Annotated in this window: 8 protein-coding genes; 2 read left to right on the forward strand and 6 right to left on the reverse strand. The window is 57.6% G+C overall.

The window, feature by feature from the left end:
• Positions 1 to 299: 299 nt before the first annotated feature.
• The 6 genes from B2790_RS05840 to B2790_RS05870 all read right to left on the reverse strand — a co-directional run bounded on the left by B2790_RS05840 (position 300) and on the right by B2790_RS05870 (position 9,069).
• On the reverse strand, positions 300 to 647 hold the full coding sequence (locus B2790_RS05840) for a copper-binding protein (protein WP_011953092.1): 348 nt from the start codon (positions 645 to 647) through the stop codon (positions 300 to 302).
• On the reverse strand, positions 644 to 3,802 hold the full coding sequence (locus B2790_RS05845) for an efflux RND transporter permease subunit (RefSeq protein WP_011953091.1): 3,159 nt from the start codon (positions 3,800 to 3,802) through the stop codon (positions 644 to 646). Before B2790_RS05845 ends, B2790_RS05840 begins: the two co-directional genes overlap by 4 nt.
• Positions 3,799 to 5,265 carry an efflux RND transporter periplasmic adaptor subunit gene (locus B2790_RS05850; RefSeq protein ID WP_011953090.1) on the reverse strand — a complete coding sequence of 489 codons (1,467 nt, stop codon included), beginning with the start codon at positions 5,263 to 5,265 and terminating at the stop codon, positions 3,799 to 3,801. Before B2790_RS05850 ends, B2790_RS05845 begins: the two co-directional genes overlap by 4 nt.
• On the reverse strand, positions 5,262 to 6,515 hold the full coding sequence (locus B2790_RS05855) for a TolC family protein (RefSeq protein WP_011953089.1): 1,254 nt from the start codon (positions 6,513 to 6,515) through the stop codon (positions 5,262 to 5,264). Before B2790_RS05855 ends, B2790_RS05850 begins: the two co-directional genes overlap by 4 nt.
• A 470-nt stretch (positions 6,516 to 6,985) precedes the next feature.
• Positions 6,986 to 8,392 carry a heavy metal sensor histidine kinase gene (locus B2790_RS05865; protein WP_011953087.1) on the reverse strand — a complete coding sequence of 469 codons (1,407 nt, stop codon included), beginning with the start codon at positions 8,390 to 8,392 and terminating at the stop codon, positions 6,986 to 6,988.
• On the reverse strand, positions 8,392 to 9,069 hold the full coding sequence (locus B2790_RS05870) for a heavy metal response regulator transcription factor (protein ID WP_011953086.1): 678 nt from the start codon (positions 9,067 to 9,069) through the stop codon (positions 8,392 to 8,394). Before B2790_RS05870 ends, B2790_RS05865 begins: the two co-directional genes overlap by 1 nt.
• Before the next feature lie 166 nt (positions 9,070 to 9,235).
• Here B2790_RS05870 and B2790_RS05875 point away from each other — a divergent pair, with 166 nt between their 5' ends.
• Complete coding sequence (locus B2790_RS05875) at positions 9,236 to 9,442, forward strand: co-regulatory protein PtrA N-terminal domain-containing protein (RefSeq protein WP_011953085.1); 207 nt, start codon at positions 9,236 to 9,238, stop codon at positions 9,440 to 9,442.
• Positions 9,443 to 9,624: 182 nt separating this feature from the next.
• The coding region (locus tag B2790_RS05880; protein ID WP_286918434.1) for a copper resistance system multicopper oxidase at positions 9,625 to 10,816 on the forward strand (1,192 nt) is incomplete at its 3' end.

Consider the following 10,816-nt stretch of genomic DNA (forward strand, 5'->3'; position numbering starts at 1 on the left):
TTGTCGACAAGCTCGGTGGAATCCTTGTTGGCGTTCGGATAACTCAGGCAGTTGGATGACTTTGCGATGCCCTGTCCGCTTTCGACCCATATAGATCGTGATGCACGAAGATCTCTGCTCAAACGTCAGCTACTACTCTGATCTGAATGCATCCCGGCTACAGAGCGCAAAGACCAACTAGCGTCCCGAGGCACAGAGCTGAAGGCGGCGCGGTCAGGAATTGCGGCAGCACTTTTTCCAAAGTTTGGCTAAATGACCCTGCCTATCAGCTCTAATAGGCAGGGTTAGAAGTCAATCCGTCACTGCTTGCGAATGCCTACGATCGTCGCTGTGCCCCCATTCATTCGGAAATCGAAGCTGACCTTGTCGCCTACCTTGAGTCCCTTGAGTTGCTGCTCGGTAGCGCTGAAGCCCATGGTCATTGCCGGCCATTTCAGGGCTGATACTGGTCCATGCGCCAAGGTAACTTTACCTGGTTCCAAAGCTTTGATGGTTCCCTCAGCCGATGCAGTCGGAGCCGCCTGGCTGCCTTGGGTCTCGTTGCCTTCCATGGGCATATTCTTCATATCCGTGCCATACATGTCTTGGGCCTGCACCGCCGCCGCAACGGCGAACACCAGGCCAGCGCTGATCAGTAGCTTCTTCATCGGGTTACTCCTGTTTGGGGGTTATCGTGTACAGCGAGTCCGCGGCGCCTGACGAGCCAGTAAGCCGCAGGGATTACAAATAGTGAGAGCAAAGGCGCGGTGAGCATGCCGCCGACCATGGGTACAGCGATCCGGCTCATGACTTCGCTGCCGGTACCGCTACTCCAGAGGATTGGCATCAAGCCTGCGACGATCACTGCTACGGTCATGGCTTTGGGGCGGATGCGCTGCACGGCCCCTTCGCGGATAGCATCCAGAAGCGCAGGTTGCCCCTGCGTACCGTTGCCGTTTCGTTCAGTCCAGGCATTGTTGAGGTAGATCAGCATGATGACTCCAAACTCTGCTGCGACCCCAGCCAAGGCGATAAAACCGACACCCGTGGCCACCGACAGGTTGTAGCCCATCATGTACAGCAGCCATACGCCGCCGGTTAGCGCAAATGGCAAGGTAGCCATGATCAGCAGCGCTTCACCGAGGCGGCCAAACGTGAGGTAGAGAAGGACGAAAATAATGGCCAGCGTCGCCGGTACTACCCATGCTAAGCGCGCATTGGCGCGCTCCAGGTATTCGAACTGCCCGGAATAGCTCAAGCTTATGCCAGGATCGAGCTTCACCTGCTGATCGACTAGCCGGCGCAGGTCGGCAACGACGGAGGACAGGTCCCGTCTCCGCACGTCGATATACACCCAGCCCGAGGGGCGCGCGTTTTCACTCTTGAGCATGGGTGGACCGTCCGCAATACGCACCCGTGCCACGGTTCCCAGTGTGATTCGCCCCCCTTGGCTGGTGTAAATCGGTAGCTGCCGCAGGGCATCAACAGAGTCACGCCACTCCCGTGGGTACCGAACACTGATGGGATATCGCGCCAGGCCTTCTACGGTTTCGCCGATGTTTTCGCCCCCAACGGCGCCGGCAACAATCGCTTGGACATCAGCAATGTTCAGGCCGTAACGCGCTGCGAATTGGCGGTCGATATCCAGATCGATGTAGCGTCCACCGGTTAATCGCTCGGCGAGGGCGGAAGTCACCCCTGGAACCGTTTTGGCCACCTTCTCGATAGCCAGAGTCACCCGGTCGATCTCATTCAAATTGCTGCCGGCAACCTTTACGCCGATCGGGCTTTTGATACCGGTTGCGAGCATGTCGATACGGTTTCGAATCGGTGGGATCCAGATATTGGTTAGCCCAGGTACCTGCACGGTACGGTCCAGCTCTTCGATCAGCTTCTCAGTGGTCATCCCTGCTCGCCACTGATCCTTCGGTTTAAGTCGGACAGTCGTCTCGAACATCTCCAGCGGGGCCGGGTCGGTCGCTGATTCAGCCCGGCCCGCTTTACCGAAGACACTGGCGACCTCCGGTACCGTTCGGATCAGCCGGTCCGTACGTTGCAAAAGCTCAGAGGCTTTCTGCGCCGAAAGACCTGGCAGGGCAGTCGGCATGTACAGCAAATCGCCTTCATCCAGTGGCGGCAAGAATTCGCCGCCGAGCTGGCTCAGGGGCCAGACACTGCTGAGCAAAATCAACAGTGCACCCGCCAACGTGAGCTTTGGCCGGCGTAGAACGATCTCCAATGCTGGGCGATAGAGCCGTATCAGGGTTCGATTGAGTGGGTTGCGCTCTTCTGCCGGTAAACGACCCCGAATCCAGTACCCCATCAGCACGGGTACCAGGGTAACCGAAAGGCCCGCTGCTGCTGCCATTGCATAAGTCTTGGTGAATGCGAGGGGCGCAAACAGCCTTCCCTCCTGAGCCTGCAAGGTGAATACCGGTATGAAGGACAGCGTAATGATCATGAGGCTGAAGAACAGCGCAGGCCCGACCTCGACTGCTGCCTCAGTCATCACTTTCCAATGATCTTCGCCACGCAACGACTTTCCAGGGTGCCACGTATGCCAAGCCTCAACCCGTTTGTGCGCGTTCTCAATCATCACCACAGCGGCGTCCACCATCGCACCGATTGCAATGGCTATGCCCCCAAGCGACATGATGTTGGCGTTGATGCCCTGGTGGCGCATGACGATCAGGGCAATGAGGACACCAACCGGAAGCGAGACGATGGCGACCAACGATGAGCGCAGATGCCAAAGAAATGCAGCGCACACCAGTGCGACCACGATGAACTCTTCAATCAGCTTCTGGCTCAGATTTTCCACAGCACGATCGATCAACTGGCTACGGTCGTAGGTAGTGACCAGCTCGACCCCGGCAGGCAGGCTTTTTTCCAGCGATTCAAGCTTGGATTTGACGTGAGCGATGGCATCTTTCGCATTCTTGCCACTGCGCAGAATTACTACGCCGCCCACCGCTTCGCCCTGTCCATCAAGCTCGCCGATGCCGCGACGTGCCTCAGGGCCCAGCTGTACAGTGGCTACATCGCCCAGTGTTACGGGTATACCCTTCGCAGCCAGGCGCAGGGGAATGGCTCGGAAATCATCGAGTGACTTCAGATAGCCGGAAGCCCTTACCATGAACTCAGCTTCGCCTTGTTCGAGCACGCCGCCACCGGTTTCCTGATTGGCCTTGGCGATGGCGTCCGAAACCTCAACTTGAGTGATTCCCAAGCTGGCCATGCGCAGCGGATCGAGCACTACCTGGTACTGCTTGACCATCCCGCCTATCGTCGCCACTTCGGCAACGTCCGGAAGAGTTTTCAACTCGAAGCGCAGGAACCAGTCCTGAAGGCTGCGCAGCTGTGCCAGGTCATGGGTACCACTGCGGTCCACCAGCGCATACTGGTAGATCCAGCCTACACCAGTGGCATCGGGTCCGAGCACTGGCTTAGCGGACGCCGGTAATCGAGACTGAACCTGGCTTAGGTATTCGAGCACCCTGGACCGCGCCCAATAGAGATCTGTGCCGTCCTCAAACAACACATATACGAAGCTGTCTCCAAATGCTGAAAAGCCCCGCACTGTCTTGGCTCCGGGTACGGAAAGCATTGTGGTGGTCAGGGGATATGTCACCTGATTTTCCACGATCTGCGGTGCCTGCCCTGGGTAGGAGGTGCGGATAATCACCTGCACATCTGACAGGTCAGGCAACGCGTCGATCGGCAAACTGCGCAGAGAGAAAACGCCCCAAGCTACGGCAAACAGTGTTGCCAGCAGGACCAGGACGCGGTTGCCAACCGACCAACGAATCAGGTTCGCGATCATGGCTGGTTCTCCTGCTGGGTTATTTGCTCGATGACCATGCCTTCATCGCGCTCGCGCACTCCAAACCGGATGCGTTCGCCAACCTTGAGTCCGGCAATCAAGCGGGGATCTGCCACAGGGAAAGTCATCGTCATACCAGGCATGCCCAGCGTCACGAACGGTCCATGAGCGATGGTCAGCTGATTACCTTCTATTTGAACGATGCGCCCATTGGCCTGATGTAGAGCCGGCTGTACAGGTTGCGCAAGTGGAGCATCGCCAGCAGTAACGGCCTCGATACCTTTCAAGCTCGCTTCGGAGTCCAGCAGAAACTGCCCGGACGCCACAACGCGCTGGCCCGCCTGAAGGCCTCGCAGCACGACCACCTGGCCAGCACTTTCCTGGCCGAGCACTACTTCCACCGGCCGGAATCGACCTCCGTCTTCTGACACCATTACGAGATCGCGTTTCCCCGTCCGAATGATCGCCTCGGCTGGCACCAGTAGGCTGTCATCCTGTTGCCCGGACGGATGGAGGGAAACCTGCGCGGTCATGCCTGGGCGCAACCGGCCGCCGGGGTTGGGCAGTTCTATACGAAGCCGCAAGGTGCGGCTTTGCAGATCCGCATCAGCCAGCAATGCGGTCAGCTTGCCGGGAACAGGTTCGCCTGGGAACGCTGCCAGATTCGCCTGCACTGCCTGTCCTTCCTGTAGGCCTTGGGCTTGCGCTTCAGGTACTGCGGCCTCAAGCCAGACGTTCGCGATACCATTGATCTTCGCCAACGTTGCACCCGGTGTCATTGTCATGCCTGGCCGCAATTCCAGAGCCTGAAGGACGCCTGCTGTTGGGGCCAAGAGCGTTACCGAATTCTGGACCCTTCCCGTACGGTCAATCCGGTTGATAAGATCGGCAGGCATACCCGCCAGCAGTAGTCGTTGCCGAGCTGCAGCGCGCAATTCATTGTCCCCAGATCGCTGAAGCGCCAGGTACTCTTCCTGCAAGCCCGCCCATTCAGGCGTCAACACATCTGCCAATGGGGCGCCCTTGGCAACCACGTCGCCTGTAGCGCGGCCATAGGTGCGTTCGACGTAGCCACCGGTACGAGCCTGCAGAACGCTAAAATCCCGCTCATCGAAGGTAAGCACGCCGCTCACCTGGAGGGTTCGAGCAAGCTGCCCTTTCGCTACGGTAGCCAGACGGACCCCCAGGTTTTGTTGGAGCCCCTGTGAAACTTGAACTGCGGGGCTCACCTCAGCAGCGGTGCTTTCCTGGTACTTCGGCACCAGTGGCATGTCCATGAAGGGCGACTTGCCCGGTGCTGGAAAGTGCTGCTGGGGGTACATCGGGTCATACCAATACAGCACCTTCTGTAGCGTTTCAGGGGAGGCAGTGGACACCTGCCCACGCTTTGCTAGCTGATAGCCAACGCCACCGCCGATAGCCAACGCGGCCAATACCACAAGGCTGATAGTTGAATTTCTCATGCGCGCACCTCTCCATACGCGAAGTGCAGCCGTGCAGCTGTCGCGGCCAACTGTCCTTGCAGATCGATGTCTTGCAGTCGTGTTTCAACCCGCTGACGTCGAGCGGTGAGAACCTCACTTAAGGGTGATTTACCGGCTCGATAGTCAGCAAGGGCGAGGCGGACTCGATCCTCCGCTAGCGGTAACAATGTTTCACGGCTGCGCTGCACTGCTCGCTGCAATCGCTGGTAATCCGCAAGATCTGTCTCCAGCTGCGCTTTATGCTCACGCAATGCCGCTTCCTGTTCGTCCTCCAGTTGCCGGACTTGTGCGCGACGTGCCGCGATCATCGGGTCCTGCCGTGAGCCAGCGAACAAGGGCAGTTGGAAACTTACCTGCAGGCTCACCATATTGCTGAATTCAGGCCCGCGCCGCTGGTAATCCACCTGCCACCCCCAGTCCGACTTCTTTTCTGCCAAGGCTTGGTGCACTTGAGCTTGTGCTTCCCGCGTAAGGGCGTTGTAGGTCGCCAATTCTGGATGTGCATGTATAGCGTGTAGATAGTCCGGCGCGCTCACTGGCCAGCGCGGAAATGCTTGAGCTTGCGGATCAGCATCCTCTCCAATCCATCGCTTGAGTGCAGCCCGTGCCTGAGCGGCCTGTGTGAGCAGAACATCTTTTTGCTCATCGAGTTGCGCAGCTTCCTGGTCAGGAGCAAGTGCGTCGGCCGTCGCGCCGGTACCGCCGGCCAGGCGTGCGCGGATTGCTGCGGCCAACAGACGGTTTTCTTTGTAGAAGTCCTCAAACTGCTGCAGTTTCCGTTGAACGGTGTACGCCGCGACCCAAGCTTGGGCTGTGGCAGCACGCACTTTTAAGCGCTCGAACACCGCCTCTGCATCGGCTCGCTCAACGCTCGCTCGTGCCGTCTCAACTCGTGCCTCCCGCTTGTCCCGGTTTGGTACTTCCTGGGAGAGGCCGACAACCTGCATCGTCATGAAATCGCGGTTCATGCTCCAACGATCACTGCCGTCAACAGGAAGGTTCTGCACTCCTAGGTTGAGACGTGGATCAGGCAGCTCGCCTGCTGGGATCACAGCGTGTCGAGCGGCCGTCATTTGCTCTTGCCTGGCCTGGAGGATGGGGGCATTGCGTTCGGCAAGTTGAAGCGCTTCCTCCAGAGACAACGGTGTAGCCTGAGCCGGTAACGTCGACAACAGGCTGATCAGAGCGGCCAGACATGCCATCCCTAATCGGTAACGTGGGGGAGTCATGGAAATGATTCCTCAAAAAATCAGCGCGCAAGCGCATGCCATCATCCGGCTGCAAAACAGGACGATGGGGTGAATTTAAGAGGTAATCAGGCGCGGGGTGGCCGCCAAGGGTCAGGAGGCGCCCTGTTTACGAGGCTCACCGCATAGGTATCTACTGGCCTAGGCGCAGAATAGGTGAGCGTGGGGTTAATTATTTCGACCTGAACTGTGCTCGCGGTTCTACACTCCTGGCCCACTTTGCAGGCTTTGGAGTGGTCGGCAGCTGATCCTGGATCAGTATCCTGGCAACAATCGTGATCCATCCCCGCCATCATCTCCATCCCCATGGTTTGCATGGGGCATGGTTCAATGGCTGAGTCGACTCCCGCCATGCCGTTGAGAGGAAGCGATGCGATTAGAAGCAGGATGGTGAACAGTCGTAGGAGCCGGTTCATGATGGCCGAGTATAGGTTACACGCATGAAATGAGCATTAAGCCGTTTGAGGCTTGGAAGTGGATTGTTTGGCGTGCGGCAGAGCGATGTGAAAACTCGTCACGCCGTCAGCGGAGGTACACCAAATTCGCCCACCATGAGCCTCGATGATCGAACGCGTTATGGCCAGACCCAAGCCGGCGTTGCTTGGGCTTCCTTCCCGCCTTGCAGGGTCAGCGCGATAGAACCGGTCGAAGATTTTGTTGATATGTTCCGGATCAATCGTGGCCCCATTGTTCTGGACGGACAGGTTCACTTGATCAGCCGCCTCGACAATCCGGACGGCGATATCGTGGCCTTCGGGGGTATAGCGCAAAGCGTTGGATAGAATGTTGGAAACCGCCCGGTCAATCATTAGCCGGTCACCACGGATCGTACCTTCGCCTTGAAGGGCAAGCCGAATGCTTCGGTCTTCGGCTGCAAGCTGGTAGTACTCAATCAGTCTGGACACTAGCCCGACCAGATCGATATCAACCTGCTCGGGGATGATCAAGCCGTTATCAGCTTTTGCCAGGAACAGCATGTCATCGATCATGCGCGACATGCGCTTGAGGTCTTCAAGATTGGAGTAGAGGTTGTCTTCGTAGGCATCGAGGTCGCGTTTTTTGGTCAGAACGACTTCGGTATGCGTCAGAAGATTACTTACCGGAGTCCGCAGCTCATGTGCGATGTCGGCTGAGAAGTTTGATAGCCGGACGAACGCGTCTTCCAGGCGTGCAAGCATTCCGTTGAAGGAGAGGATCAGCTCCTGCAATTCAAGCGGCACGGGCTCCAATGGAATTCGCTCGCGAAGGGACCGGGCAGACATGGATGTCGCCACCTTGGTGATCTGCCCAACCGGCCGAAGACCGCTCTTGGCCACGATCCACCCCAATCCTGCACTAACCAGAGCGCTGATGACCAAGCCAATGCCGAACCACCATTGCAGCGTCTTGAAAAAGTGGGCATGGCTGGTGACATCCAGCATCAACATGACTGTTACCGGCGCCTGCGCCTGCGCTATAGCCAGTTGAGAGGTAATCCCCCGGAAGTTCCGCGAGTCGATTTGCCAGTCCCAAACGGCGCCAGAAGAGGCCTGCTTAAAGCGCTCAGGGATGCGGGATGCCTTGGAGTCCGAGAACAGGACAGTACCGTCAGCATCAAGAATCTCCGCAGAAAGGTCCTGATGAGCCCCCAACAAAGCACGCAGTTGAGGCTCCTGATCCTCAAGTTCATCACGTGCTGCTGAAAGTGAAAGGATGTGCCGGGTGGATTCGAGTTTCTCGGCCAGGGCTTGCTCATCCAGCATCTGGAAATGGTGCTGACTGAGCATGTAGAAGCTCACGCCGGCAACGACCAATACGGCGATGACCGCGAACATGAACATGAGGGTAAGGCGTTTAACGAGCGACGATTGGGCGCGCATTACTCGGGAACATCCATCAGATAGCCCATGCCACGAACTGTATGTATGAGCTTGGGGGCGAAATCGTCATCAATCTTGGCCCGCAACCTACGAACAGCAACCTCGATCACGTTAGTGTCGCTGTCGAAGTTCATATCCCACACCTGCGATGCGATCAGGGACTTCGGCAGTACCTCGCCGCGTCGGCGCATGAGTAGTTCCAGTAAGGAGAACTCCTTGGCTGTGAGGTCGATCCGCTTGCCATTTCGGGTGGCCCGGCGCTTAAGCAGGTCTACCTCCAGGTCAGCCATCTTCATAGTGGTCTGAGCATAGCCACTGCTGCCTCTTCGCAGCAAAGTGCGCACACGCGCTAGCAGTTCCGAGAATGCAAAGGGTTTGACCAGGTAATCGTCAGCCCCGAGTTCTAACCCTTTCACGCGATCGTCCACGCCATCACGGGCCGTCAAAAACAAGACTGGGACCTCTTTCCCTGCCGCACGTACCATCCGCAGCACCTCCCAGCCGTCTAGCCCCGGCATCATTACATCAAGAATCAGCAGGTCATACGCCTCGCTCAAAGCGTATTGCAGCGCGTCGGTCCCTGTGACCACACGATCGACGGTAAAGCCTGCCTCCGTCAGCCCTTGCTGCAGGTAGGCCCCGATTTTTGGCTCATCTTCGGCTACGAGTAATTTCATCTGCTGCGCCCCCTTGGATGCCCTTCAGTGTGCAGCAAAAAAGGCACCCAACCAGAAGCTGACGGAAAAGTAATGTCGGGCTCAGCTTGCTGACAGTGCCGGGTAGCTAGCTTGAGCACTGTGAACGGCGCCAATCAGGCGAAACTGACCCTTAGAGGAAACGCAAATGAACATGATCAAAGCGATTGTGATGGTAGTCACCTTCGGCATGGCGAGCCTCGCCCTGGCTGAAGGCGGCGCGGATCGCACCTTCGCCAGGATGGAAGCTGCACGTGCATCTTCCATGCAGGCTTACCAGGTTGCTCAGGAGAAAAAAGCAGAGGCTCCTGTTACCGCCCAAAGCCAAAAGCACCCCGGCCACGAGAGCTGCTGAGCTTAGCTTACAGAAATGTAATCACCCCGGAATCTGAACTATGTCAGCTTTCGGGGTATTGCCTCCCGCAATCCTTGTGCTTTGGCGAAAGTCTACGAGGCTTGGGGGAGCTCAATTGAAACCAGATGGCTGCGGATCCCGCAGTCTGGATATCAGCGATCTACCTGATTGGACGCAACGGCATGCAAAGCAAAACCACGAGACGTTCATTCGTCAAAGGCCTGGCTGCTACCGGACTACTGGGTGGGCTGGGCATGTGGCGCGCGCCGGTCTGGGCCGTAACCAGCCCTGGCCAGCCTAACGTACTGACCGGCACCGATTTTGACCTGTACATCGGGGAGCTCCCGGTGAACATTACCGGGGCAGCTCGAACGGCGATGGCCATCAACGGTTCGCTGCCAGGACCAATACTCCGTTGGCGCGAAGGCGACACGGTCACGCTACGGGTTCGCAACCGCTTGAAGCAGGACACGTCCATCCACTGGCACGGCATCATCCTGCCGGCGAATATGGACGGCGTGCCGGGTCTAAGCTTCCATGGCATCGCTCCCGACGGCATGTACGAGTACAAGTTCAAGGTCCACCAGAACGGCACCTACTGGTACCACAGCCATTCGGGCTTCCAGGAGCAGGTCGGTGTTTACGGTGCGCTGGTGATTGATGCCAAGGATCCAGAGCCTTTCACCTACGATCGTGACTATGTCGTCATGCTGAGTGATTGGACCGACGAAGACCCGGCGCGGGTTATGTCCAAGCTCAAAAAACAGTCGGACTATTACAACTTCCACAAGCGCACCGTTGGCGACTTCGTCGACGACGTGAGCGAGAAAGGTTGGTCTGCTGCTGTGGCCGATCGAAAGATGTGGGCCGAGATGAAGATGAGCCCAACCGATCTCGCTGACGTGAGCGGGCACACCTACACCTACCTCATGAACGGCCAGGCGCCAAATGGGAACTGGACGGGAATCTTCAAGCCAGGGGAGAAAATCCGGCTTCGCTTTATCAATGGCTCGGCGATGACCTATTTCGACGTGCGGATCCCCGGCTTGAAAATGACGGTTGTCGCAGCCGACGGTCAGTACGTTAAGCCAGTGTCGATCGATGAATTCCGGATTGCCGTTGCTGAAACCTACGATGTCATTGTCGAGCCTGAAAACGAGCAGGCTTACACCATCTTTGCTCAATCCATGGATCGCACCGGCTATTCAAGGGGTACCTTGGCTGTCCGTGAGGGCCTGCAGGCACCGGTGCCGGCTGTAGATCCAAGGCCTCTCATCTCCATGAGTGATATGGGGATGGACCACGGCAGCATGGGTGGCATGGATCACGGCAGCATGGCCGGTATGGACCACAGCAAGATGGCTGGCATGGACC

Origin of the sequence: Pseudomonas sp. UBA6753 (assembly GCF_002453565.1) — a bacterium.
In the GTDB taxonomy this organism is placed as follows: domain Bacteria; phylum Pseudomonadota; class Gammaproteobacteria; order Pseudomonadales; family Pseudomonadaceae; genus Aquipseudomonas; species Aquipseudomonas putida_Z.